This window comes from Planktothricoides sp. SR001 (assembly GCF_001276715.1).
Classification (GTDB): domain Bacteria; phylum Cyanobacteriota; class Cyanobacteriia; order Cyanobacteriales; family Laspinemataceae; genus Planktothricoides; species Planktothricoides raciborskii.
The window spans coordinates 141,982-166,734 of record NZ_LIUQ01000002.1 but is presented as its reverse complement, the minus strand read 5'-3'; the positions used below and the strand labels follow the sequence as shown (position 1 = coordinate 166,734).

At 42.0% G+C, this 24,753-nt stretch carries 23 protein-coding genes; 14 read left to right on the top strand and 9 right to left on the bottom strand.

Features of this window, described 5'->3' with window-relative positions; genetic code table 11:
- Window positions 1–408: 408 nt before the first annotated feature.
- Window positions 409–1,272, bottom strand: coding sequence for a Uma2 family endonuclease (locus AM228_RS01955; protein ID WP_054464413.1), 864 nt, complete (start codon window positions 1,270–1,272; stop codon window positions 409–411).
- Between the two features lie 75 nt (window positions 1,273–1,347).
- Complete coding sequence (locus AM228_RS01950; protein ID WP_054464412.1) at window positions 1,348–1,857, bottom strand: tetratricopeptide repeat protein; 510 nt, start codon at window positions 1,855–1,857, stop codon at window positions 1,348–1,350.
- 314 nt (window positions 1,858–2,171) lie between these two features.
- On the opposite strand from AM228_RS01950, the gene AM228_RS01945 reads away from it, so the two are divergent.
- From AM228_RS01945 to AM228_RS01935, 3 genes are all read left to right on the top strand, one after another.
- On the top strand, window positions 2,172–5,354 hold the full coding sequence (locus AM228_RS01945; RefSeq protein ID WP_082348704.1) for a HEAT repeat domain-containing protein: 3,183 nt from the start codon (window positions 2,172–2,174) through the stop codon (window positions 5,352–5,354).
- A 3-nt stretch (window positions 5,355–5,357) separates the two neighbouring features.
- The gene (locus AM228_RS33900; RefSeq protein WP_054464410.1) at window positions 5,358–5,945 is read left to right on the top strand and encodes an MbcA/ParS/Xre antitoxin family protein; all 588 of its coding nucleotides are present in this window, start codon (window positions 5,358–5,360) and stop codon (window positions 5,943–5,945) included.
- 61 nt (window positions 5,946–6,006) lie between these two features.
- Window positions 6,007–6,582 (top strand): RES family NAD+ phosphorylase, encoded by a 576-nt coding sequence (locus AM228_RS01935; protein ID WP_190877590.1) that lies wholly within the window; start codon window positions 6,007–6,009, stop codon window positions 6,580–6,582.
- Between the two features lie 552 nt (window positions 6,583–7,134).
- On the opposite strand, the gene AM228_RS01930 is transcribed toward AM228_RS01935, so the two are convergent.
- Window positions 7,135–7,392, bottom strand: a complete 258-nt coding sequence (locus AM228_RS01930) for a hypothetical protein (RefSeq protein ID WP_231636536.1) — start codon at window positions 7,390–7,392, stop codon at window positions 7,135–7,137.
- A gap of 4 nt (window positions 7,393–7,396) precedes the next feature.
- Between AM228_RS01930 and AM228_RS35910 the strand changes: the two genes are divergently transcribed.
- Window positions 7,397–7,519, top strand: coding sequence for a hypothetical protein (locus tag AM228_RS35910; protein WP_255353131.1), 123 nt, complete (start codon window positions 7,397–7,399; stop codon window positions 7,517–7,519).
- Between the two features lie 332 nt (window positions 7,520–7,851).
- Here AM228_RS35910 and hcp read toward each other — a convergent pair whose 3' ends face one another.
- Window positions 7,852–9,507 (bottom strand): hydroxylamine reductase, encoded by a 1,656-nt coding sequence (gene hcp, locus AM228_RS01925; RefSeq protein ID WP_054464408.1) that lies wholly within the window; start codon window positions 9,505–9,507, stop codon window positions 7,852–7,854.
- Window positions 9,508–9,635: 128 nt separating this feature from the next.
- The gene (locus AM228_RS01920; RefSeq protein WP_054464407.1) at window positions 9,636–9,851 is read right to left on the bottom strand and encodes a hypothetical protein; all 216 of its coding nucleotides are present in this window, start codon (window positions 9,849–9,851) and stop codon (window positions 9,636–9,638) included.
- Between AM228_RS01920 and AM228_RS01915 the strand changes: the two genes are divergently transcribed.
- The 9 genes from AM228_RS01915 to AM228_RS01880 all read left to right on the top strand — a co-directional run bounded on the left by AM228_RS01915 (window position 9,851) and on the right by AM228_RS01880 (window position 17,296).
- Window positions 9,851–10,414: a Uma2 family endonuclease gene (locus AM228_RS01915; protein ID WP_054464406.1), complete on the top strand. Its 564-nt coding sequence runs from the start codon at window positions 9,851–9,853 to the stop codon at window positions 10,412–10,414. The genes AM228_RS01920 and AM228_RS01915 overlap by 1 nt on opposite strands.
- A 355-nt stretch (window positions 10,415–10,769) precedes the next feature.
- A complete protein-coding gene (locus AM228_RS01910; RefSeq protein ID WP_054464405.1) occupies window positions 10,770–12,011 on the top strand; it encodes a type ISP restriction/modification enzyme in 1,242 nt (413 codons plus the stop codon).
- A 598-nt stretch (window positions 12,012–12,609) separates the two neighbouring features.
- Window positions 12,610–14,454 carry an N-6 DNA methylase gene (locus tag AM228_RS01905; RefSeq protein WP_197285194.1) on the top strand — a complete coding sequence of 615 codons (1,845 nt, stop codon included), beginning with the start codon at window positions 12,610–12,612 and terminating at the stop codon, window positions 14,452–14,454.
- Window positions 14,455–14,469: 15 nt separating this feature from the next.
- On the top strand, window positions 14,470–14,790 hold the full coding sequence (locus tag AM228_RS01900) for a hypothetical protein (protein WP_054464404.1): 321 nt from the start codon (window positions 14,470–14,472) through the stop codon (window positions 14,788–14,790).
- Window positions 14,791–14,804: 14 nt separating this feature from the next.
- Window positions 14,805–15,266, top strand: coding sequence for a type II toxin-antitoxin system VapC family toxin (locus AM228_RS01895; protein ID WP_054464403.1), 462 nt, complete (start codon window positions 14,805–14,807; stop codon window positions 15,264–15,266).
- Between the two features lie 51 nt (window positions 15,267–15,317).
- Window positions 15,318–15,479 (top strand): type II toxin-antitoxin system HicB family antitoxin, encoded by a 162-nt coding sequence (locus AM228_RS29055; RefSeq protein ID WP_072160612.1) that lies wholly within the window; start codon window positions 15,318–15,320, stop codon window positions 15,477–15,479.
- 108 nt (window positions 15,480–15,587) lie between these two features.
- Entirely contained in the window at window positions 15,588–15,797 is a 210-nt protein-coding gene (locus AM228_RS01890) for a hypothetical protein (protein ID WP_054464402.1), read from the top strand.
- The gene (locus tag AM228_RS01885; RefSeq protein WP_054464401.1) at window positions 15,794–16,036 is read left to right on the top strand and encodes a type II toxin-antitoxin system HicA family toxin; all 243 of its coding nucleotides are present in this window, start codon (window positions 15,794–15,796) and stop codon (window positions 16,034–16,036) included. Before AM228_RS01890 ends, AM228_RS01885 begins: the two co-directional genes overlap by 4 nt.
- A gap of 9 nt (window positions 16,037–16,045) precedes the next feature.
- On the top strand, window positions 16,046–17,296 hold the full coding sequence (locus tag AM228_RS01880) for a type ISP restriction/modification enzyme (protein WP_054464400.1): 1,251 nt from the start codon (window positions 16,046–16,048) through the stop codon (window positions 17,294–17,296).
- Window positions 17,297–17,350: 54 nt separating this feature from the next.
- On the opposite strand, the gene AM228_RS01875 is transcribed toward AM228_RS01880, so the two are convergent.
- From AM228_RS01875 to AM228_RS01860, 4 genes are all read right to left on the bottom strand, one after another.
- Window positions 17,351–19,318 (bottom strand): MASE1 domain-containing protein, encoded by a 1,968-nt coding sequence (locus tag AM228_RS01875; RefSeq protein ID WP_054464399.1) that lies wholly within the window; start codon window positions 19,316–19,318, stop codon window positions 17,351–17,353.
- Between the two features lie 46 nt (window positions 19,319–19,364).
- Complete coding sequence (locus AM228_RS01870) at window positions 19,365–21,860, bottom strand: tetratricopeptide repeat protein (protein WP_054464398.1); 2,496 nt, start codon at window positions 21,858–21,860, stop codon at window positions 19,365–19,367.
- A gap of 143 nt (window positions 21,861–22,003) precedes the next feature.
- Window positions 22,004–22,996: a heme o synthase gene (locus AM228_RS01865; RefSeq protein ID WP_054464397.1), complete on the bottom strand. Its 993-nt coding sequence runs from the start codon at window positions 22,994–22,996 to the stop codon at window positions 22,004–22,006.
- A gap of 271 nt (window positions 22,997–23,267) precedes the next feature.
- Window positions 23,268–24,206 (bottom strand): heme A synthase, encoded by a 939-nt coding sequence (locus AM228_RS01860; protein ID WP_054464396.1) that lies wholly within the window; start codon window positions 24,204–24,206, stop codon window positions 23,268–23,270.
- A gap of 325 nt (window positions 24,207–24,531) precedes the next feature.
- Here AM228_RS01860 and AM228_RS31595 point away from each other — a divergent pair, with 325 nt between their 5' ends.
- Window positions 24,532–24,696 (top strand): hypothetical protein, encoded by a 165-nt coding sequence (locus AM228_RS31595; RefSeq protein ID WP_156331463.1) that lies wholly within the window; start codon window positions 24,532–24,534, stop codon window positions 24,694–24,696.
- Window positions 24,697–24,753: the final 57 nt, after the last annotated feature.

Sequence of the window (24,753 nt, the reverse complement as noted above, 5' to 3'; positions counted from 1 at the left end):
CTACCTTTATAATCAAAACAATTACAAAGTCAGTTATTCCGTATTTTTTTCTAAAAAAAAATAAAATAATTAATTTTTGATATTTTCTAGAACAAAAACTATTTAAATTTGACTATTTAATCCTTGGCTTTAACTAATTAGCTAGTTACCTGGTAAAAAAATAGTTGTTAATTAAATTGTTATACTTTTTTTAATTTTCAAAAATGCAACAGTATGGTCGCGGATATCCAGAAGTAAATTACCCCTAGTTGCGCCCAAATTCACCTCGTAATTGTAGCGAAAATTTTTGATGCTTGGTACAATAGACGATTGTGGCAAAATACTTGTCTCGATCCCCCCAACCCCCTTTTCAAAGCTAGGGGGGGTGGGGGCTTTTTAGCTTGGGAAAGCATTCTTGTCTATTAATCTCTAACGAAGTCTTTCCACATCTTCTACCGACAGGGACAAAGCCTGAGCCACTTGCTCTATACTTAAGCCCATTGCCAGTAGTTTAGGAATGGCTTCCTGTTGGGTCTGTTCGGCGCGATCGGCCCGTTGGCGTTCCGCTTCCGCCCGTTGGCGTTCCGCTTCCGCCCGTTGGCGTTCGAGTTTAGCGAGTTCGCTACCAGTGAGCAATAAATTACCCTGGTTGTCCCACCAACGTAACCATTGCTGGGTCTGATTTTGGTAGCTACCTTCCCAGACCCCTAACTCAACTCCCATAGTGGCGATCGCGTAATGTCCGCGATCGTTTGGTTGCAAAAGGTGATAGCGACCATTCAGCCAGTTATAAACTTCTAATTCGTTGGTTTGAATGATGTATATCGCATAATAAGGAATGCGAATAATCTGCTCATAAACCCAAAATTTTCCGGGTTTTTGATTGCCTCCTTCTGGCAAACGAGATAGGGGAGTTTTATCTCGTTCTTCAGAACCATCACCGCTGGCAAATTCGATCGCAATAAAAGGCACAATATACTCGCGCCACAACACATAAGAACGGCGATATTGACCATCTAATCGCGGTGGAACATTGGGAACATAGAACCAATCCGGGGCTTCGGCACCCCGTTCCGGCGGGTCAGTTTCCCGCCAATAAATGCCACAATCTTGCCCGATCGCATATTGTCCGTCGGGGTGGAGAGTTTGCAATGTACTTTCCAGAGAATCGGTCAATAAAATACTCTGGGGATGTTCTAACAAGTTTTGTGTAAAAGTGCCGTCGGATTCAGGTAATTGAGTGTGATCGGGAAAAGCGGGCGGTACTATTGTCCGGTCTAGGCTTTGAGTCATGTCTATCCGCTGGTAAAAGGACAGATATTTTATTTAATTATAGCTATTTAAGCTAATGGTAGCTAATTCCTCTTTTTATTCTGGCTCCAATTCTTCCAGGCATATTTCCCAGGGAAATTGCTTTTGCTTACTTAAACTGAGTGCGATCGCTTCCTCTCTTTCCAGGGGCTTTCTTTCTGACTCTGAATACTTACGCTTGGGCAGTTTAGTCGGATTGGGAATAGTCGCCAAAGTCAGGGCGCGAGTCGTCTGGCAAATAGCATGATAAGGGTCTATTTCCAGCACCTTATCAAAACAAATTAGCGCCTCTTCATACCGATGTAAATTACACAAAGTCGCGCCTTTATTATACCATAAATCTGCCACCTTTGGATGAATATTAATCGCGCTTTCATAACAGCTTATGGCCGCTTCATAGTCTCCCAATTGTTCTAGGGCAATGCCTTTGTAAACCCAAGCGGGAATAAAATTAGGCTGACAATCAATGGCTTTTTGGAAACAATCCACAGCTTGAGAATATTGTCCGATATCCTGAAATTTCATCCCTTCATAAAACCAGCTTTCATAGTCCGATAATTCTTTCATAGTTGCTTCACTAAAATTGACTAAAATTTTCTAGTTGTTCTGGTTTGTTCTGGTTCCCAGGCTCTGCCTGGGAATCCTAGTCTAGAGGCTCTGCCTCGCGTGTCAATCGGGATAATCCCCGCGCTGACAGCCTTTTCCCAGATTATAATCAGCTTATCCCAAGTACAGAGGGGCGATCTATGCTTCATACCGAGTACGGGCGAATGGCCATTTGCCCCTACAAGAAATCTGGTTTCTGAAAGCAGAGACTTTATCCGGTCATGGTTCGCCCTTTATGAGATTAATCTGAAAACCACCCTAAAGCGGTCTGAAACATGATGGAAGATAAGAGTATTGATGAGTTAATTCATATTCTGGAAACTTCTACCGATGAGGATATCCGCAGACGAGCGATATACAGCTTAGGTCAAATCGCCACAGGTGACGAACGGGCAATTTTTGCGTTAGTCAAGCTTCTAGAAACTACTACTGATTGGTACACCCGCAGACAAACAGCAGAAAGCTTAGGTCAAATCGGCACAGGTGACAAAACGGCAATTTCGGCCTTAGTCAACCTGATGGAAATCTCTACCAATGAGTTAATCCGTAGCGAAGCAGCATACTGCTTGGGTAAAATCGGAACAGGTAACGAAGTGGCAATTTCAGCCTTAGTCAAGCTTCTGGAAACTACTACCGATGAGGATATCCGCATACAAGCGACATATAACTTAGGTCAAATCGGCAAAGGTAACAAAACAGCAATTTCGGCCTTAGTCAAACTTCTGGAAACTACTACTGATAAGTGTACCCGCAGACAAGCGGCATATAACTTAGGTCAAATCGGCAAAGGTAACAAAACAGCAATTTCGGCCTTAGTCAAACTTCTGGAAACCTCTACTGATGAGTCTACCCGCAGACGAGGGGCATACTACTTAGGTCAAATCGGCACAGGTGACGAACGGGCAATTTCGGCGTTAGTCAAGCTTCTAGAAACTACTACCGATGAGAAGACCTGCATACAATCGGCAGAAAGCTTAGGTCAAATTGCCACAGGCGATGAAAGGGCGATTTTAGCGTTAATCAAACTTCTGGAAACTACTACCGATGAGGACACCCGCAGCGTAGCGGCAGACACCTTGGGTGAAATGGTCGGTATATCATCTCCTATTTTGCTGAAGCCAGATCAGATCGCACCGCCTGTTATTGTTAAAAGGCAGTGGCTAGACTCTATCTCGCTGATATTTGCAGTCTTTAGCTTGCTTTGCTCGCTTATATTGCTCATATTACCAAACTCTGGCTTATCGAGCGATACCATCAAATTGCTCTATATTTTTTTATTGCTAATCCCTTTATTTTGGTTGATAAACGAGCTATATCTAAAAAAAATATTTTTCCGATGGTTTAATAGACAACGAAATCAAGAAGTTGCTGTTTGGGTTCAAATTTTAAGCAGCCAAGACGAATTTATCCAGTGGCAAGCTATAAAAAAACTAGGAGCGATCGCTAACGGCAACAAATCTGCGATTGTCGCATTAATTAACATTTTAAAAACTAGCAAAAATGAATTTATCCAGTGGCAAGCTGTCAAAAGCTTGGGAAATATTGGCAAAAACAACAAAAAAGCAATGACTGCCATCATAAAATTCATCGAAACTACATCTAATGAATTTATCCAGTGGCAATCTTTAGAACAACTGCATCACTTTAAATTTATTCATTTCTCAAATGTTCTAAAAATCCGAAAAAAATTAAAGATTAATAGTTCTCCATCGATTAAATCCGAGATTCTGAAGCTTCAGCAAAAACTCGATCCTCTAGAAAGGTTAATTTTAAAACCTTTTAATCAGAAATTAATCAAAGGAGTGCGTCAAGAATATTCGGTAAAAACTATATTTGGCGATAGCATTGTTAACTATATCGATCGGATGCAAGAAGGGCGAGACATTACCAATCGTCGAAGCTTGATAAATTCCTGCTTAGAAGTTTATCAAACTTTAGTCAGATTTGCTTTACAAAACACAGACTTTAATCGAGCATTTTTTTACACCGAAATATTCAGAAATCGCTATCTCGTAGAACGCATCGCCCAACAAGACGCCCCGTTACCCCAGACCATTTCCCCGGCACTTGCCCGAAAAGTCCAAACCGCCAAACAAACAGAACGCAAAACCCTACAAACCTATACTGATGCTATCAGCAAGCATCGCCAGGAAACCGAAAACAATCGCTCTGAAACCGAATTAGAAACCCTCAGTCAAGCCTGGGAAAATGCCAAACAAACCTTAGAAGACTTGTATCTTCAAGTGGCGGAAATTGAACCGGAATTTATCGCCAAAACCAAAGTTTATCCCATTCATTTCGAGGAAGTTCAGCAACTCCTACCCGCCGATAACGCGATTATCGAGTTTTTCTTCACCGAAACCGAACTGATTACCCTGCTAATACTTCCCGGAACCCAATCTCCGCTAATTCCCGAAACTCTTAGAATTAAACTCAAACCCAATCATCTAGAAACTTTAGCCGAAGACTGGAAAGCATATTTGGAGGACAAAAATAAATCTGAAACCAATACAACCGATACAACTATCCAACAATTACCCCAGCGGATTGACCATCTGGGCAAACTGCTGAATTTTACCGATTTAAACCAATATATCCCGCGCCAGATTAAGCAGTTAATCATTGTTCCCAATAACTATTTACACCTGTTCCCCATTCACGCTTTACCCTGGAATGAGAATCAACGCCTAATTGACTGTTTTTCTGTCCGCTATTTCCCTAACCTGCACATCTGGAAAATCTGTCAGAACCGCCAAAGGACTCGCGACTCTTTCCTAGGCATCGAAAACCCCACCGCAGATAAAGACCTCATTTTTGCCAAAGCCGAAATTGGCAGTATTTGCCAGACGGGAAACTTTAAGAAAACTAAAGTTTTACCCCATGACAAAGCCAAAAAACAGGATATTCTCCAAGACGCCAAAAATTTCCACTGCTTCCACTTTTCCGGTCATGGGGAGTATAATTTCACTAATCCCCTGGAGTCTTATTTGGAGTTGTCAGAAACCCACTCAGAAAATCTCACTCTAAGTACCATTTTTACTGACTTACACCTGCCCAACGCGGACTTAGCAACCCTTTCCGCTTGCTGTACCGGGGTGGTGGATGCCTTTCAACCCACCGATGAATGTTTGGGTATTGCTACCGGGTTTCTCCTGGCAGGGGCAAAAGCGGTGGTCAGTAGTCTCTGGAAAGTCAACTCGATCGCCACTGCTTTTCTCCTAGATGAATTTTATCGCCAGCTAGAACAGACTCAGGATAAAGCTGTGGCTTTGCAAAACGCCCAAAACTGGTTGCGGAAGCGCGAGGCCGAGGAGTTGATACAGCGGGCAAAAGAGTGGGATTTGAGTAAGTTAAAATGGGAGGACAGGAGTCCTTTACGTGCTACTCTCAAATCGTTGAAGGATATTCCTTTTGAGAATCCTTATTATTGGGCTCCATTTATTCTAACGGGATGTTAAACCATGAAAAATGAAAATAACCATAAAATCAACCGAAATATCTTATTGTGTGAAGCATTTAGATTGCTGCTAGAACAGCCCCCTGCGGAACTCTATGATAGTATTCGCGAGGAAGGTTTTCAAGAAATTGCGAACTTTTTAAGCAAAATATCTCCAGAGGATCGATTGAATCCCTCGGCAATGGTCGAGCATATTGGCGAATATTGCGATCGACCGGGCAATGAAGTTTTGGAAGAGTGTTATTTGGAAAGTTACAATAGCATTGCTCAAGAAGATATCCAGGCTGTGCTTAAAAAAACTGGGGACGCGGGCGATCATCGCCCATCCATGACTTCCTCCCCCAATACCATCGTCGCTGAAGAAGTGCTTCATACTTGTGAATATCTGCAACAGTGGGCGATCGAATTCTTGAAGCAGAACCAGCAAAAACGTTTAGCGGAACTTTTGGGAGGGTCAGAAAATGCTTTAATTTGGCTAAACTCTCCTCACCCGGTTCTTGACAATCGCACGCCAGAGTCTTATGTACAAGAAGGTAAGCTGGAGGTTTTAGAGTATTTCATCCACGCGATTGAAACCGGACAACCCAGCTAAGTCCACTTTTACAACTTTTAAAACTTTTACCACTTTTACAACTTTTACCCTGTATCGATCAGTGCTGAAAAATCAAGAACTCGTTACGGCGATCGCTGGACTGCCGACCCAATCCGCACAAGGAGTGGTTTTTCGTCTTGTCCATATTAAATATCAGAACAGTGCGTTATCTGCGATCGGATCTTTGAAAGTTGGGGGGCGCTACAACATTGCTGGGTCATTTTCCGCGCTTTACACCGCTGATACTCCGATTACTGCCCTTCGAGAACTCAGAGTTCTGGTAGAAACGGCAACCGGACTCATTGGCATTAAAGCACCACCTTATCTTCTACTCTCGCTCGAATATAACCTAGAAACTGTCATCGACTTGACGAAATCTGACCACCAAAACCTCTTGCAAACTAATATGCAGGAACTCACGGGGGTCTGGTTGCCTAGTGTTTTCCAAGGTCAGACCCCTCCCACTCAAACCCTTGGAGAAGCAGTGTACAAAAGCCCAAATATTGAAGCTTTAAAGGTTCCATCAGCCCACGATCCTAATGCTTATAACCTAGTGATATTCCCTGATAAGCTTTCCGCTAAAAGCGTGGTAAAAGTTTACGATCCCTCTGGGACTATTACTGCTCAAATTCCGTAACCGAAAAACTGCGCCCAAACCAAAGAAACCGGGTTTCTACCAGCCTTTGATTAGGGTGACAGAAGCTTGATCAAAGAAACCCGGTTTCTGATATCCGAAGCGATCGCGGATAGGTGCGATCGCGCTTGATATTACAGCGGTTTTCTATTAAATAAACCACAATGATTTGTAGGGGCGAAGCATTCCGTAGGGGCGAATGGCCATTCGCCCCTACAATATTAAATTAAATACCGGAATGCTTCGCCCGATCGCGGTTCAGTAATCTGAAAAACGCTGTAATTTCTATCTTAGACTAGGGCGAAGCATTTCGGTATATAGGTTATTGGTTTTCAGCAATAATTTATCTGCCGAAATGCTTCGCCCCTACGGTATTATTGGAAGGGCGAAGCATTTCGGTATATAAGTTACTGGTTTTCAGCAATAATTTATCTGCCGAAATGCTTCGCCCCTACAGATGCTTTGTGGTAGATTCAATAGAAAATAGCTGTAGTCATCCTCTCCTGAAAATCGGGATTTTTTTTGACAATTTTTTTAAACGCCCGTTTAAAATGATTATCCCAAACTATCTTCATCATCTTCATCACCCAATAAATCGGCCATTAAATCATCGATAGTCCCTTTTTTTGCCGTTCCCTGTTTTACAGAATCTAAAGTCGCTTTGGCATTGGCAGCAATCTCCAAACGTCGCTTTTCAATTCTTCTTTTTTGGATGAGTTCAAACAAGTAATTTTGATCGTCAATCGAAAGTTGTTCAATCGATTCTATAATATCTTGAAAAGATATCGCGATCATAGGTTTTAACTTTTGCACAATTTTGACAAGTTTGACAAGTTCAAATCCTACAGCAATTTTCTCCGCGAGTCAACCAGAAATATCTGTAGGGGCGAAGCATTCCGGCAGTGTAGGGGCGAATGGCCATTCGCCCCTACAATACTGAAAATATTAAATTAAATACCGGAATGCTTCGCCCGATCGCGGTTCATTAATCTGAAAAACGGTGTAGTTTTTATCTTAGACTAGGGCGAAGCATTTCGGTATATAAGTTACTGGTTTTCAGCAATAATTTATCTGCCGAAATGCTACGCCCCTACGGTATTATTGGGAGGGCGTAGCATTTCGGTATATAAGTTATGGCTTTTCACCAATAATTTATCTGCCGAAATGCTACGCCCCTACGGTATTATTGGGAGGGCGAAGCATTTCGGTATATAAGTTATGGTTTTCATCAATAATTTATCAGCCGAAATGCTTCGCCCCTACGGGTATTTGTTAAACCTTAGCCAAACAAGCGGCTAAATCTTCATCCGGTGTAGTGATGGGTTTAATATGATATGTATCCGATAGCAATTTCAACACATTAGGTGATAAAAATGCGGGCAAAGTTGGGCCTAAGCGAATATCTTGAATTCCTAGATAAAGTAAGGTGAGTAAGACCGCGATCGCTTTCTGTTCATACCAGGACAAAATCATGGATAAGGGCAATTCATTCACCCCCACATTAAACGCATTGGCTAGGGCGATCGCAATTTGAATCGCTGAATATGCATCATTACATTGTCCCACATCCAATAAGCGGGGAATGCCACCAATATCGCCTAAATTTTGGTCGAAGAAACGGAACTTGCCACAAGCGAGGGTGAGCACCACACAATCACTGGGGACTTTTTCCACCAGTTCGGTGTAATAGTTGCGATCGGGTTTTGCCCCATCACAGCCACCAACTAGGAAAAAGTGGCGAATTTGTCCCGCTTTCACCGCTTCAATGACGCGATCGGCCACACTCAAAACCGCATTTCGGGCGAAACCAGTCGTCACCTGACGAGGTTCGGTTGCTTCCGTAAATCCGGGTAACTCTAAAGCTTTATTAATTGCGGGGGAAAAGTCCGGCAGTCCATCAAGACCATTAGGAATATAATTCAATCCGGGATAGCCAACGGGTCCAAGGCTAAATAATTTATTCTGATAATTTTCGTGGGGCGGCATTAAACAATTGGTGGTAATAATAATCGCCCCTGGGAACTTAGCAAAATCCTTAGTTTGATTTTGCCATGCGGTGCCATAATGCCCATAAAAATGAGGGTAGTTTTGTTTCAGGTGGGGATAACCGTGGGCGGGCAATAATTCCCCATGAGTGTAGACAGTAATTCCCTTGTTCATGGTTTGTTTGAGCACCGCTTCCAGTTGGGGAATATCGTGACCGGAAACGAGAATTGCTTTGCCTACTTTGGCATTCAGGGGAACGGGTGTGGGGACGGGATGACCAAAAGTGCCGGTATGTCCAGCATCAAGCAATTCCATCGTCCGCAGATTAATTTCGCCAACTTTTAGCGCCAGTTTCAGCCAATCATCGAGGGTGAGGTCTTGGCGTTCTAAAGCGGCGAGGGCTTCATAGGAAAATTGATAAATGCGATCGTCTTCCTGCCCCATTTCTTGAGCATGAAAGGCATAGGAAGCAACGCCTTTAATGCCATACAGTACCGTTAATTTGAGGGAAAAAATATCGACATTTGCACCAGATTGGCTGATAAATTTCAGGGCGATATCTTCCCCTTGGGCGGATAAACTGTCCTCAAAATCAGGCTCAAAACAGGAAATTGTTGACCAGTTTTCCGTGGCACCCGTGGCTTGTTCAATTTGGTTTTTCAGGTTTTCCCGGTATGCGATCGCCCGTCGAATATAATCCGTAAACCGATGTTGATCGAAGTTAACATTGGTCATGGTGGCAAAGATAGCTTCACAGGTAAAGCGATCGATTTCCTGAGTGGAAATACTCAATTGATTCGCTCGGATTGCCACGGGAGCAAGTCCACGCAAGAGATAGATTAATAAGTCTTGAACCGCATTGACTTCTGGACTTTTGCCACAAGCGCCCCATTGGTGGCATCCTTGTCCGCTGGCTGTTTGTTCGCATTGTTCGCAAAACATCGTAAATCCTCTGGAAAAGTATCTTTGTTTACTATTTGCTTACTATTTTAAGGCCAGGAAATTGCCAATGGTTTGACTTAAGTCAAAAACATGGGTCAAATACCATAATCTTTAGATTTTCTTCCACTTTATGATGGGGCGATCGTAAGAACAATTACTGATTTTAGGTGATCGCGGCTTAAGCGATCGCGGAGATTTTCCAGTAACTTCAATGAAATAAACCACAGATATTTCTCAATATGGCGATCGCTTTTTTTCAATTTATTAGTCACCCAAGAGCGATCTCTAGTGCGATCGGTAAAATAAGTGATTAAAATAGAAATAGACTCAACGGTAAACTGCAATGGTCGCTAACTTACTACGCTGGACAACCAGAGACCTTGACGCCATGCCTGATGATGGCGGATGGAAACGTTATGAAATTATAGATGGAGAACTATTCGTGACTCGTGCCCCCCATATTCGGCATCAAAGTGCCATTGGTAACATTCAGTTTGAACTAGAACGCTGGTCTAGACAAACTAAACTAGGTAAACCAATCCAAAGCCCAGGGTTAATTTTTAGCCCCACTGATGCAGTAATTCCCGATTTAGTTTGGATTAGCAAAGAGCGTTTGGCGGTGGGGGTGGACGACGCGGGACATTTGATTGTTGCCCCGGAAATTGTGGTAGAAATTCTCTCGGAAGGAGAAACCAATGAACAACGAGATAAAGAGGTAAAGTTAAAACTCTATTCTATTTATGGAGTGCAAGAATATTGGATTGTGAATTGGCGACTGAAAACCCTCGATATCTATCGTCGCCATGATGCCCAACTTCAGCGAGTTAATACTTTGTTAGATGGGGATACTTTAGCTTCGCCATTACTTCCTGGTTTGGCGATCGCGATCGCGGATATTTTTCAGTAACTTCAAATTATTGGTTATTAGTTATTTCTGAAAACCTCCAAATAACTAATAACTAATAACTAATAAATAATAACCCATAAATATGCTTCTGGTTCTAGTCCGGCGATCGCTGGTTGATTGATACTATCCACAGGGTCGTCAGGCAGCACAAAATCAGTAGCGGTGGCTATAATGGTAAAATATGGGATATGAAAAGAGCAAAGCCAAAGACGAAAAACTAAACTTAGAGATATTGGTTTCGATGATATTGGTACTCTCAGCGCAATTTTACGAGATATTGAAACTCATTTTGAGCTTACTCGTGACGAGCTAATTAACCAACTATTTTCTTAATGTATTTTCTTAATAAATTACTATGACTAAAATTTATCACGCCCATCTTTACGGTTCACGAGAAGATAAGTATCGCTATCTGGAAGAACATGATGTCACCACAGTTGATTGGCAAGAACTCAATCCCCAATCGCCATTTTATCTGTTTATTCCCCAAAATACTGATTTAAGATTAGAATATGATAATTATTGGGAAATACCTAAAATTTTTACCGTTAATACTCTAGGCTTTCAAACTCATAGAGATCATTTTGCCATTGATTTCGATCGCGAGATACTTAGACAAAGATTTCAAGATTTTAGAGATCGGAAATTCTCTAATGATGAAATCAAGCATAAATATAACATCAAAGATAATAGAGATTGGCAAGTAGAGACTGCTAGAACGCAAATTCGTGCAGATGAAAATTGGGAAACAGGTCTGATTAATTGCCTTTATCGTCCTTTTGATTGGCGACCTTGTTACTACAGTACAGTGGCAATGGATTACCCTAGAACCGTATTACAACAAAATATGGTTAAAGAAAATTTATCATTGCTTTGCTCAAGACAACAAGCAACTATTGGTTTTCATCATGTGTGGTGCTCAGATGTTCCAGCAGAAAGTTGTGTATTATCCACTACAAGTCGAGAAGGAAATCAAGTTTTTCCCCTATACACCTATCCCGATACTCAAAATGAACAAGGTAATTTATTTTCTGAAAAATCTCCTAACCTTTCTTCAGATTTCTTGACAGCGATTCGAGAAAAACTGGGTTATCTGCCCACCCCAGAAGCGATTTTTTACTATATTTACGGGATTTTACACAGTCCTACCTATCGCCAACGCTATGCCGAATTTCTGAAAATCGACTTTCCCCGCATTCCTTTAACCAGCAATGACCAATTATTTAAAGACTTGGGGGCAAAAGGGGAGGAATTAGTCAATTTACATTTAATGAAATCCAAGAAACTCAATAAATTAATCACCAAAGTTGGCGGTGAGGGGGATAATGCAGTGACGGAGGTAACTTACCAAGCTAAAGAACAGCGGGTTTATATTAATAAAACCCGTTATTTTGAAGGCATCACCCCGGAATTGTGGGATTTTAAGATTGGCGGTTATCAGGTTTTAGACAAATGGCTGAAAGACCGTAAGAAAGCCAACCGGATTTTATCTTTTGATGAGGTGTTGCATTATCAAAAAATTTTGGTTGCCCTGAAAGAAACCATGCAGTTAATGGCAGAAATCGATCGCCTCATTCCCGGTTTTCCCATTCATTGATGAACTGACACGACTAAACTTGTAGCTAAGTCTCTCAAATGGGAATATTTTATCGTCACCGTTGCGGCTTGGTTTAATGTATCCGATACATCTCAGTCGCTGGGTATAGGCACGAATCAAAAGTTATCTGTTTGTTGTCAAAATTACCGGCGTACCTAACCCACCCTACCTCTATATAGCGGACATTTTTCAATAATTAGATATCGGTAGGGTGTTGTTCCGAGCAGTAACGCACCAATACCCTATATATAGAGTCGTTGCGTAAGTCCTAATTATCAGATTATCAGTTATTAGTTATTTGTGAAAAACTCCAAATAACTAATAACTAATAACTAATAACTATTCCTCCGGTTATAGTCCGGCAGATCGAAGTTGGGCGGCTAACCGTTCAGCCCGTTGGCTTTCCGCTTTATGATTCGCGCTTTACTCGCTTTACTATATGTTTATGACTTTATGATAGATGATTATAGGATAGATGATTTTATTCGGGGCAAGCACGACCCCAGATATATGATAGATTAGAAGCCGGTAAAAGCCTGCCCCCGCGATCGCCTTTTTTTCAGTTTGCGGCCAATCACCAAAATAGGAAATTAATTCAATGCCCACTATCTCTTTTGATGCTTATCTCAAATCGATTCAAAAGAATCTACAAAAAGGTAGCGAACGCAGCCATTATCCGGCATTAAAAAACTTGATCGACGATCGCGATCGAGGAATTGATGCGGTCATTGAAGAAACCGGGAATAAAGCAGGAGTTCCCGATTTTACGGTTAACCGTCGAGAATTACTGGTCGGTTATATTGAGGCCAAAGATATTGATTTAGATTTAGATCAAGTAGAAAAAACGGAGCAATTACAACGCTATCGAGAAGCTTTTCCCAATCTAATCTTAACCAATTATTTAGAATTTCGCTGGTATGTGAACGGTCAGCCAAGACTCAAGGAGGTTTTAGCCGAAAAAAATGAGCAAAAGCTGACATTAAAATCCCCCGATCAAGTAGCCGCATTACTAGAGCAGTTTCTCAATTATTCTGGCGAAATTATTAGTAGCCCTGGACAATTAGCGGAACAGATGGCTCGGTTAACTAAGGCGATTCGGTTAGCGGTGACAACGGCGATGGAATTAGAAAAAAAAGATGGGGAATTGCATCAATTAAAACAGGGATTTAGCGAGGTGTTATTGCCCGATTTAAATGATTCTGACTTTGCCGATATGTATGCTCAAACAATTTCTTATGGGCTATTTGCGGCTAGAGTTGGTCATACTCAAAATCCAACGGCTGACAAGTTTACTCGACGCACCGCAGGCACCTATATTCCGGCAACCAATCCATTTTTAAAGCGATTATTTAATACCATTGTGGAAACCGATGCACTGAGTCAGATTGATTGGGCGATCGATGATTTGGTGCAAGTGTTGTCCCAAGTAGATATGGGCAGCATCTTAGAAAATTTTGGCCAACAGCAAGAAGATCCAGTAGTGCATTTTTATGAGACATTTTTGGCGGCATATAATGCCAAATTGCGTAAAAGTCGCGGGGTTTATTATACCCCAGAACCAGTAGTATCTTTTATTGTCCGTTCTGTGGATGCTATCCTCAAAGAAGATTTTGATTTACCGTTAGGTTTAGCGGATACGGCTAAAGATAGCAAAACCCAAAAGCCCAGAGTCCAAATTCTCGATCCGGCAACGGGAACCGGCACATTTTTATATGAAGTGATTAAGCAGATTTACCGCAATTTAGCCGATATTGGCATGGCTTCTCAGTGGGATAGTTATGTCCGGGAAAATTTGCTGAATCGGCTATTTGGGTTTGAGTTGTTGATGGCACCTTATGCGATCGCGCATCTGAAATTAGGGCTACAACTTCAGGAATTAGGCTATAAGTTTACCCACAAACAACGGTTAGGCATCTATTTAACCAATACCTTGGATGAAGCCATGAAAAAATCCGATATTTTATTCGGTCAATTTGTTGCCCAAGAAGCCAACGAAGCCTCGTCAATTAAACGGGATGCCCCGGTAATGGTAGTGTTAGGAAATCCCCCTTATGCTGGACATTCTGCCAATAAAAGCGAATGGATTGCCGGATTAATCAAAGATTATTATTTTGTGGATGGCAAACCTTTAGACGAAAAAAATCCCAAATGGTTACAAGATGACTATGTAAAATTTATCCGGTTTGGGCAATGGCGGATTGATCAAACTGGTTCTGGTATTCTCGCTTTTATTACCAATCATGGTTATTTAGATAACCCTACTTTTCGGGGAATGCGTCAAAGTTTAGCAAAAACCTTTGACAAAATCTATCTGCTAGACTTGCATGGGAATAGTAAGAAAAAAGAAGTAGCCCCCGATGGTTCACAGGATAAGAATGTGTTTGACATTCAGCAAGGGGTGGCCGTTGCTATAATGGTAAAATATCCCAAATCGCCAAGCTAATGGAGGTGCATATTTATGGAAACTCAAGAAATTATCACCAACCCTGAATCTAACCCAGTCTCGGTTAAAGAACAACTGCGCCAAGAAATTGAACAAACACCGGATGAAATATTGGCGATCGCCTTAGAATTTCTGCTTTTTCTCAAGTCCCGGTCTTCTGATTCATCCATCATAGTAAAACCTAAGCCTTCTACTGCCGCATCAATTTTAAACACCCTGGAAAACATTGGTCAATGGCAGGGGGATGACTTTGATGAATGTTTAGAGTTAGTCCATCAATCTCGGAGCAAGTTCTATATTGCTACTGATGACAATGAGACGGAAGAATTGAAATAAGACTAAGAAATTTTATGTATTTATTAGATACCAATCACTGTAGTTTAGCTATTCAGCATCAGCCTGATATTATCGCTCAGTTATCAGCCCTCGGTCAAGCGCAGGTTTCAACTTGTGTCATTGTACAAGCTGAATTGATTTATATGGCCGAAAATTCTCAAAATCAGCAGAATAATCTTCAGCTAGTCGAAAAATTTTTGCAGAATGTATTCATCTATGCGATCGACTCAAGCACTGCTAAAATTTATGGCGCAGTTCAGGCAGAGTTGATGCGACGTTTTGGGCCAAAAGAGAAAAGTAAACGCCGAAGAACTCGACTAATCGATCTGGGAGTCAGTCAAAATGATCTATGGATTGCCGCGATCGCCCTGCAACACAATTTAATTTTGGTGTCTGCGGATAGCGACTTTCAGCGGATTCAAACCGTGCGGGATTTACCTATAGAAAGTTGGTACAATCCCACAACATCAACTTAAAATATTGCTATAATGGTTCAAAATTAACCAATTTTTAACAGAGTAAAGAATATGAAATGGCGTGTCATTCTAGAACTCGACTCGGAAACAGGTGATTGGGCGGTTTGGTGTCCAGAATTGCCCGGTTGTGTGTCAGCAGGAGAAACTGAATCAGAAGCTTTAGAAAATATTCGGGAAGCGATCGCGCTTTATTTAGAACCCGATAGCATTTAAACCTCATTGGCTAAATTTTGCTTTGCACAATATAAATCACAGCACAGGTATTTTGCTATAATAGTATAATACAATTGATTATAGTAAAAAAATTCAGGAGTGACTTTGATGACAGAAATTATTTTTTGGGTTGAAAACGATCCTGAAGGTGGTTATTTTGCTAGGGCGATCGGTCAGCCTATCTTTACTCAAGCGGACAGCCTTCCAGAACTTAGAGCAATGGTAAAAGATGCTGTTGAGTGTCATTACCCGGATGAAGCAAATCGCCCAAAAATGATTCGTTTACATATCGTTTATGATGAGGTCATTGCTTCATGAAGTTGCCCAGAGACTTGTCGGGTGAATCTTTGGCGAAGGCTTTAGAAAAATTAGGCTACGTTGTCGATCGCCAAACTGGAAGTCATATCCGATTAACCACTCAACAAAATGGAGAACATCACATTACCATACCCAATCATAGCCCAATTAAGATTGGGATTCTCAGCGCCATTTTACGAGATGTTGAAACTCATTTTGATCTAACTCGTGACGATCTAATTAACCAACTATTTTCTTAAAAAATTACCATGACTAAAATTTATCACGCCCATCTTTACGGTTCGCGAGAAAATAAGTATCGCTATCTGGAAGAACATGATGTCACCACAGTTGATTGGACAGAACTCAATCCCCAATCGCCATTTTATCTGTTTATTCCCCAAGATACTGATTTATTAGGTGAATATAATCAGGGCTGGAAAATTACTGAAATCATGCCGGTCAATTCTGTGGGAATTGTCACCGCTAGGGATAGTTTAACAATCAAATGGTCATCGCAGGAAGTGATGGATACGGTGACAGACTTTGCCTCTCTCCCGGTTGAAACAGCACGAAATAAATATAATCTTGGGAAAGATGCACGAGACTGGAAAGTTGACCTGGCTCAAAAAGATTTAAACCGTAGTCCAATAGAAAATGATAAAATTGTTTCCGTATTATATCGCCCTTTTGATGTTAGGTTTACTTACTACACAGGACAAACAAGAGGTTTTATTTGTATGCCGCGTTCTGAATTGATGAGACATCTGCTCGCTGGGAATAATCTTGCTCTGATAACATCGCGACTAACCAAAGGGGAAACGTTTGCTCATGCACAAGTTGCTTCTAGTATTGTAGAAGTAATCTGTATGTCACCCAAAACATCAAATAATGGTTTTGTTTTTCCCCTCTATACCTATCCTGATACGCAAAATCAACAAGGGAATCTTTTCGTTGAAAAATCCGCCAATCTTTCTAAAGGATTTTTGGAAGCTATTCGAGAAAAACTGGGCTACGTCCCCACCCCAGAAGCCATTTTTTACTATATTTACGGGATTTTCCACAGTCCTACCTATCGCCAACGCTATGCCGAATTTCTGAAAATCGACTTTCCCCGCGTTCCTTTAACCAGCAATGACCAATTATTTAGAGACTTGGGGACAAAAGGGGAGGAATTAGTCAATTTACATTTAATGAAATCCAAAAAACTCAATAAATTAATTACCAAAGTTGGTGGTGAGGGGGATAATGCCGTGACGGAGGTAACTTACCAAGCTAAAGAACAGCGGGTTTATATTAATAAAACTCGCTATTTTGCTGGGATTACCCCGGAATTGTGGGATTTTAAGATTGGCGGTTATCAGGTTTTAGATAAATGGCTGAAAGACCGTAAGAAAGCCAGCCGTATTTTATCTTTTGATGAGGTTTTGCATTATCAAAAAATTGCGATCGCCCTGAAAGAAACTATGCAGTTAATGGCAGAAATTGATCGCCTCATTCCTGGTTTTCCCATTCAGTAATCAACGGGAAAGTTATCTGTTAGTTGCTAAAATTACCGGCGGGTCTAACCCACCCTACCCCTTTTTTTCGGGAATGTGGCGAATAGGCAGAATAATTTCTATAGTAGTTCCCACCCCTAATTCTGAGCGACAAATTAAATCCCCATGATGCTTGTTGACGATTGTTTCATAGCAAACATAAAGCCCCAATCCCGTCCCTTGACCGACGGGTTTTGTAGTGAAAAATGGGTCAAAGATTTGCGATTGCGTAGCGACATCAATCCCTCCACCTTTGTCCGCGATCGCTACCAACACGCGCTCATCTTCTAACAAGCTAGTTTTAATTTTGATCTGGCCTTCTTTTGGTGGATTGCATTCTTCAATAGCATCGATCGCATTGGTTAAAATATTCATCAAAACCTGATTAATTTCCCCGGCAAAACATTCAACTTTGGGCAGAACACTGTAAGATTTAATCACCTCAATGGGCTGATGATTACTGCCGCTGGTTTTATCAGCGTTAAAACCCTCAAGACGATGTTGCAGAATCAACAGGGTGCTTTCAATTCCTTCATGGATATCTACTAACTTAAGTGCGGATTCGTCTAAGCGGGAAAAATTGCGGAGACTTAACACAATTTTTTGGATGCGATCGGCACCAAATTGCATTGATTCCAAAAGTTTCAAGCAATCTGTCTGGATAAATTCTAAATCAATTCCTTCTTCAAACTCAATAATTTCTGCCTCTGGTTCTGGGTATCTTTCTTGATAAAGGGATATCAGTTCGATTAAATCGCGGAAATATTCTTGGGCGGGCTGGAGGTTACTATAAATAAAACTGACTGGGTTGTTAATTTCGTGGGCAATTCCGGCGACTAATTGCCCCAAACTGGTCATTTTTTCATTTTGAATTAGTTGGGCTTGGGTTTGTTTCAGTTGCCGTAAAGTTTGGGCAAGAGATTCAGCTTTTTCTCTTAAATGCAGTTCTTGCCGTTGCAGTTGTTCATTGGCTTGCGAGAGTTCCTGGGTGCGTTCGATCACCCGCATTTCTAGCTCGTCTTTGGCTTTTTTTAACCCCGATAATGCATCACGGCGTTCTGTCAAAACCGCCATTAACACTAAGGTGGCGACGGAAATTACCCCAATAAATGATTCTAAAAAAAGCAGCGAGATATTCAGATCGTCCCGGACAAAGGAACTGCGCTGCAAAATTGTCCCCGCGATCGCCGTAAAAGCAGTTAGGGCGATCGCCAAGGTTGTCCCGCTTTCGGGAAACCGAAAAGCCGCCCAAACTAATAAGGGAATCGTTAAATATTCCACCGGGTAAGCCTGCCAAAACGCTAAAACACTTACAATTTCAAAAAGCAATAGCCAACTGAGAAGTTCCAGGCGAGAGAATTGACTTTTTGGCAAAAAAAGCTGGCAATACTTAAAAACCCTAGAGGCAAAATTTTCTGGTTCGATTTCTCGGTATATACTATATATACTAGGCAAAAAGCGATACCAAGTTAACAGTAACGGGGTAAAAATCAATACCCCTGCGGCATTAGAAACCCACCAAGTAATCCACGATGGGGCAAAATTTGACCAGGGGACAAATTGACCCAGACAGAGCGCCCCCACCCCCACAGTGGCACCAATCATTTGAGCGGCGATCGCGCCCCAACCCACAAAATGAAATACCTGAATTGCCCGATGAAAAGGATAACGACTGTGGGTAAAACGTTTAATAAAAAATGCCCCAAATAAAGGTGTCAAAGTATTGCCCACAGAGGTGACGGCACCGATCGCCAAACTGACCGGAGTGGGATTAAATACTAAAGAAATACTAAAAGAACCCAGGATAATTCCCGGCCAAATCTTTTTCCCCCAGACCAAAACAGCCCCCAGAGCAATTCCCGCTGGTATCCAAACCGCCGTCACATCTCCAGGAAGGACGGCTAACTTGAGTCCGAGTAAACCGAAAAGACAGTAGGAAAAGAGAACGGTAGCTATTAAGGGGAGGTTGTGCCGTAGTTGCCGGTGGCTGAGTCTTTTCTTCATCTCTAACTCCCTAGGGATTTAATCCCTTCTTTTGGGTTATTTTTCCTCATTTTTTTTCACATTCAGGACGATGTTGTTCACAAAAAAGTTGTTCAGCTTTGGCTAAGTCTTCAGCCGCTTTTTGTGCGTTGCCTTGGGCGGTATAGGCTAAACTGCGGGCTAGGTAAATTTCGCCGATGTTCAAGTTCATTTGTAAAGCTTGATTATAGTCCGCGATCGCCTCCGTATAGTTATGCATCAAATAATGAGCTACGCCTCGATTATAATAGGCAAACGGATGGGGTTTAATCTCGATCGCTTTACTATAGGCGGCGATCGCTTTTACATATTGTTTAGAGCGATAAAGCCAATTTCCATGCAACCAATGAAACATCAAATTTTTCTGATGGCTTTTAATCCCTTGCTCAATTGAGTTAACTGCTTTTGAGTATTCCCCTAACTCAGCCAAAATTTTCCCTTTTTCTGCCCAAACTTGAACAAATTTCGGCTCAAGCTTTAATACACGGTCGAAAGATGTCAAAGCTTCTGGATATTCTTGATTTTCTATTAATGCCAACCCCCGCAAATACCAAGCAGGATAAAAATCTGGCTGAATTTTAATTGCTTCGTCAAATGCCTGAATTCCCGCATCAGTTAGCCCCATGCGCCATAATTGATTGCCATAATTCACCCAGTGGCTATGATTGTTTTTATCCGCAGGCTGATTCACAGCTAAGACCGAATCCCTGGATAAATTTATCTTATTTTTTCCTTCAATTTTCTGGCTATTTTTAGTAATTTTAGCGGGCGGATTGACTTCTATTTTTAACGATTCTTGGGGCAGGTTTGTTTGATTCACTACATCAAGAAACCTTTTAATTGGCACTCCCAAACTATCCCCAAGCTGAACTTTATTCACGCGATCGACTCTCGCAGCGCCATGAATTCCTATCAGCCTTCCCTGGGTATCCAACACCGGCCCACCACTGACTCCGGCTTTACTAAAATTGCTATAAAGTAACTCATAACCTTGATTTACAGAATTAGCATCGGTAATATTTAATAAGGCAATTTCTTGACTAACAAGTTGGCCTAGATTAAACTCATAATGAGAGGGTTTATTTTCTGGCACAATTGGCCAACCAGAGAGAAAACCCCAGCGAGTTTCATCATAGTTTAATGGATCGTTTGCTAAGGTGGCAACTGGGTAATTTTCTTCGCTGGTAAACTGCAAGATTGCCAAATCTAACCCAGCAAATTTTTTTACCATATCATCATCAACTTGATAGCTTTTTCCATCTCTTGTCACCACGGAATAAGTATCGATTTTATTCACGACGTGCTTGGCAGTTAAAACATAGTATTGATTGCCAGATTTAGCGACGATCGCCCCTGAACCTTGATGCTTATTTTCGGTTTTAATTTGGATCGTAATTTTCCTGGCAATTCCCTCAACTTTTTTGGCTAATTCCTCGGAAACAGGGGCAGAGCGAACCGTTAAATCTTGTTCAATAATATCTAAACGAGCGAAAGCTTTAGATTGACTCATTGCCTCTCCACTTATTCCCTGATGGAGCAGCACTTGAGGATATCTGATAAAATATAAAGTTGATGGATTCAGCAATAAAAATGCGATCGCCGAACCACTGCACATCAATCCTAATAATTTCCCTAATTGGTTTTGAGCAAATATCTCAATTAAGCTGCCAGCTAAATCGATTTTTTTTTGCGATACAGTTTGATATGTTTTTTGAATAATTTTGATTGGTTTTAAACCTTTATAAATAACAACATCACGCGGCTTTTTGCCAACGCTGACCATATTATTTAAAAGCGATAATAACCGGCGATTTTTCACTTTTACTTTATCTTCCCAGATAACTTTATGGGTTTTATAATTTCTGGGGATTTGTTCAGCAGGAATTCCTGTGATTGCTTGAATGGCAATCATCCCCACCGCATAAATATCATCGCTAAATAGACAGGTTTCGGCTGTTAATTTAGGGCGTTGATAACCGGCCAATTTTCCCGCAATTTGCGGATTTTGACTGAGCATTTGTTTGAATACAGCAAAGTCCGTTAAAACTAACTGGTGATTTTGCTTACTGCGGATAATATTGTTAGGATGAATATTGCCATGATTGATATGGTAAAAATGAATCATGGCTAAAGTTTCTAATAGTTCAGCTAACAGGTTGATGACTTCTTCTTCACTCAGGGGCTTACCGGGCACCAGTTCATCTAGTAAAGGCCGACCTTCAATAAATTCTTGGACGAGATAAAACTTTCCTTGGTATTGAAAATATGCCAGTAACTTGGGAAAGCGATCGCTATGTCCGAGTTGTTTTAAGATTTCTGCTTCTTGTTGAAATAGACGAAAAATCTGCTGTAAAAATTCGCGATCGCCCTCTCTTAAAAAATTTGCACAAGGAACGAATTCTTTGACCAAACAAACCGGAGAACCATGTCCTTTTTTATCCTGGGCAAGATAAGTCTGGCTGAACTCATCTTGGCTGAATTCTTGGATAATTTCATAACGGCCACTGAATACCTGTCCAATCATCGGAAATATAGATATCAATTATTTGAGTAAGTTACAAAAAAAGAGGGCAACAATTGCCCTCTATTACTTTTTAGCACAAAGTGGTGAATGCAGAGAAACCCGGTAACTTCTACGAAACCGGGTTTGTTTCTCCAGGCTTCGTTTTACGCCCCTAGGATCGTCCCAATAATCCCGCCGATTAAACTTTGCATATTCTCCGCCAACACCGTATTGAAGTGATGGATTACCGGCAAGCTATCCACCACCATACCCGCACAAAGTAACATCAGATAATAGATGGAATATTTAAACAATCCTCTAGCCATATCTTGATCGTCGGGATTTTTCAACAGTTGCCAAGCTTTCAGGGCAAAAATACCTCCCAGCCAAAGAGCGATCGCCCCATAAACCAGGCCACTAGCTTGCAAAGGAAACACCAGCAAAAATGTGGCGGGGAGCATAATTAAGGTATAAAGCCAAATCTGATAAGCGGTAGTTTCATTACCAGAAATTACCGGCAACATGGGCACATTCACTTCCGCATATTCATTGCGAATATACATAGCCAAAGCCCAAAAATGAGGCGGTGTCCAGAGGAAAATAATGGCAAACATTACCCAAGGCGCCCAAGTCAAATCCCCGGTCACTGCGGCCCAACCCACCAAGGGCGGAATAGCACCGGCAGCCCCACCAATGACAATATTTTGCGTACTATGGCGTTTTAACCAATGAGTATAGATGAGGACATAAAAGACAATGCCGGACATGGCCAATAGCGCCGCCAGCAAGTTAGCAAAAGTGGTCAGCAAGGTGAACGAGGCAGCGGCTAAGGCGATCGCAAAAATCAAAGCATCGCGAGGTTGAATCCGACCGGAAGGCAAGGGACGATGCCTGGTGCGTTCCATAATATAGTCAATATCCCGGTCATACAGACAATTGATCGTATTCGCCGCAGCCGCAGCCAACGCACCCCCAGTCACCGTCACCAGGACTAACAGCGGATCGACTTCTCCTTTAGCGGCTACCCACATACTTGACGAGGTGGTAATTAACAGCAGCAGGATAATTCTCGGTTTGGTCAGTTGGTAGTAACTTTTAACGACTTGCCAAAAGTTTTCATGGTGTCGTTGAGCATTGTTATTGATGATTTCTTGCATAGATTATTTTCCCGATCTGCGGTCAAAAAGTTTTATAGGAATGGAGATTGGTGCGTTACGGCGGTGATTTAATTTCTCGGATTTTGCTCAAAATATTCACCCACCGCCTAACACACCCTACCTTTTTTGGCCTCGCGTTCAAGGAGGAATCGAGATTGGTACGTTACGGCGGTGATTTAATTTCTCGGATTTTGCTCAAAATATTCACCCACCGCCTAACACACCCTACCTTTTTTGGCCTCGCGTTCAAGGAGGAATCGAGATTGGTACGTTACAACAGTGATTTAGTTTCTCTGATTTTGGTCTGACGATCGTCCCGAATAGCCAAAACCGTAAACGCCACCAGGGTGCCCAATAAAGTGGCGCCGGTGGTTTGGTGGGCTACGGTCAGGGGTTCCACTTGCAAACGCAGATAAAAAGTGGCCACACCGAGGAGAATTTGCAACCCTAATAAAGCCCCCGTCCAGAAAGCTAGTTTTCTTAAGGTGGGATGAAGGGCCGCAGTCCGCCACGCCATCACGACTAAGGTAATCACTGCCACTGTCGGCGGCACTACTCCGGCAATATGACTATGCATCACCCCACAAAGCTGTTGATAGCCAAAGCATTGATGCAATGCCCATTTAGAACCGACCAACCCTCCAAGTAGGCTTTGGAAATAAGTTAAAATGGCAGCGGTTAAACCGACCCAGCGCAATTTTCCCGTCACTCCAGTGCCTTGGTAGGGCAAGAGACTTAGACCAATAACTAAAACCGTGGTGAAAAATAGCAACGCGGTTCCCAAGTGGGCGGTGACAATATCAAATCTGAGTAGTTGTGTCACCGTGAGTCCGCCGAGCACTCCCTGAAAGACGATTAAACCCAGGGCGCCGGTGCAAGCCCAAGGCAACCAACCGGGTAAATGTCGCCGATCCCACCAAGATAAACCCGCTAGGGCGATCGCCATTAGGCCAATTAACGAGGCGTCTAAGCGATGAAACCATTCTAAAAATACTTGTAGGTTCATTTGCTTGGTGGGCACCAACTCACCATAACAAAGCGGCCAGTCTGGGCAAGCCAGTCCCGCGTTCATTACCCGTGTGGCGCTGCCCACAGCCATCAGCATAAGGGTGGCGATCGCAATTTTCCAGACCAAACGACGAATTCGGTCTTGGGGGGTTGATGCCGATTTAGTGTTTGTGGTTAATTGACTCCACACTGGATTTGTCATAAGCTTTCTTGCTATCTACAGGTATCTTCATACAAATGTAACTATATACTCGCTTTTCTCATAAACCCAAGGATAGCAAAGTCTTAGAATGGGTAAGTTCGCCAATCACTTTCCCGATGAAAGGATTTAATTGTCAGGAAAAATTTATATTTTTGACAGATTTTGCTCATTTTTTGCTCATTTAGCGACCTTACGTTATTGATTTTTAACATAACTTTTACCGCAAAGAAACCCGGTTTCTTCAAGAAACCGGGTTTCTCATTCATTCTCCCAGAAACCGGGTTTCTCATTCATTCACGCGATCCCAAATAAAAGCTAAAGATTTATGGGAATCGCCAGTGGGATCTGGGGCGATCTGGCGCGATCGAGAGCGATCGCGGGTCGATCTGGGGGGATATTGGGGCGATATTGGGACGATATTGGGACGATATTGGGGCGCGATCGCAGAAATGAACGAGAAAAATTGTTAAGCTATCGGATAAAACCCTAAACTTGCCGAACCGAAGGGCCGAAAAAATGTCTGAATCAAGCCCAAGGTAGCAGGAGC

Coding starts and splice junctions, on each gene's coding strand:
- AM228_RS01890 (WP_054464402.1), top strand. CDS start 15,588: ATGACAGAAATTATTTTTTGGGTTGAAAACGATCCTGAAGGTGGTTAT.
- AM228_RS01905 (WP_197285194.1), top strand. CDS start 12,610: ATGCCCACTATCTCTTTTGATGCTTATCTCAAATCGATTCAAAAGAAT.
- AM228_RS01900 (WP_054464404.1), top strand. CDS start 14,470: ATGGAAACTCAAGAAATTATCACCAACCCTGAATCTAACCCAGTCTCG.
- hcp (WP_054464408.1), bottom strand. CDS start 9,507: ATGTTTTGCGAACAATGCGAACAAACAGCCAGCGGACAAGGATGCCAC.
- AM228_RS31595 (WP_156331463.1), top strand. CDS start 24,532: ATGGGAATCGCCAGTGGGATCTGGGGCGATCTGGCGCGATCGAGAGCG.
- AM228_RS33900 (WP_054464410.1), top strand. CDS start 5,358: ATGAAAAATGAAAATAACCATAAAATCAACCGAAATATCTTATTGTGT.
- AM228_RS01945 (WP_082348704.1), top strand. CDS start 2,172: ATGATGGAAGATAAGAGTATTGATGAGTTAATTCATATTCTGGAAACT.
- AM228_RS01915 (WP_054464406.1), top strand. CDS start 9,851: ATGGTCGCTAACTTACTACGCTGGACAACCAGAGACCTTGACGCCATG.
- AM228_RS01865 (WP_054464397.1), bottom strand. CDS start 22,996: ATGCAAGAAATCATCAATAACAATGCTCAACGACACCATGAAAACTTT.
- AM228_RS01870 (WP_054464398.1), bottom strand. CDS start 21,860: ATGATTGGACAGGTATTCAGTGGCCGTTATGAAATTATCCAAGAATTC.
- AM228_RS01950 (WP_054464412.1), bottom strand. CDS start 1,857: ATGAAAGAATTATCGGACTATGAAAGCTGGTTTTATGAAGGGATGAAA.
- AM228_RS01875 (WP_054464399.1), bottom strand. CDS start 19,318: ATGAAGAAAAGACTCAGCCACCGGCAACTACGGCACAACCTCCCCTTA.
- AM228_RS01860 (WP_054464396.1), bottom strand. CDS start 24,206: ATGACAAATCCAGTGTGGAGTCAATTAACCACAAACACTAAATCGGCA.
- AM228_RS01910 (WP_054464405.1), top strand. CDS start 10,770: ATGACTAAAATTTATCACGCCCATCTTTACGGTTCACGAGAAGATAAG.
- AM228_RS01955 (WP_054464413.1), bottom strand. CDS start 1,272: ATGACTCAAAGCCTAGACCGGACAATAGTACCGCCCGCTTTTCCCGAT.
- AM228_RS01885 (WP_054464401.1), top strand. CDS start 15,794: ATGAAGTTGCCCAGAGACTTGTCGGGTGAATCTTTGGCGAAGGCTTTA.
- AM228_RS01880 (WP_054464400.1), top strand. CDS start 16,046: ATGACTAAAATTTATCACGCCCATCTTTACGGTTCGCGAGAAAATAAG.
- AM228_RS01895 (WP_054464403.1), top strand. CDS start 14,805: ATGTATTTATTAGATACCAATCACTGTAGTTTAGCTATTCAGCATCAG.
- AM228_RS29055 (WP_072160612.1), top strand. CDS start 15,318: ATGAAATGGCGTGTCATTCTAGAACTCGACTCGGAAACAGGTGATTGG.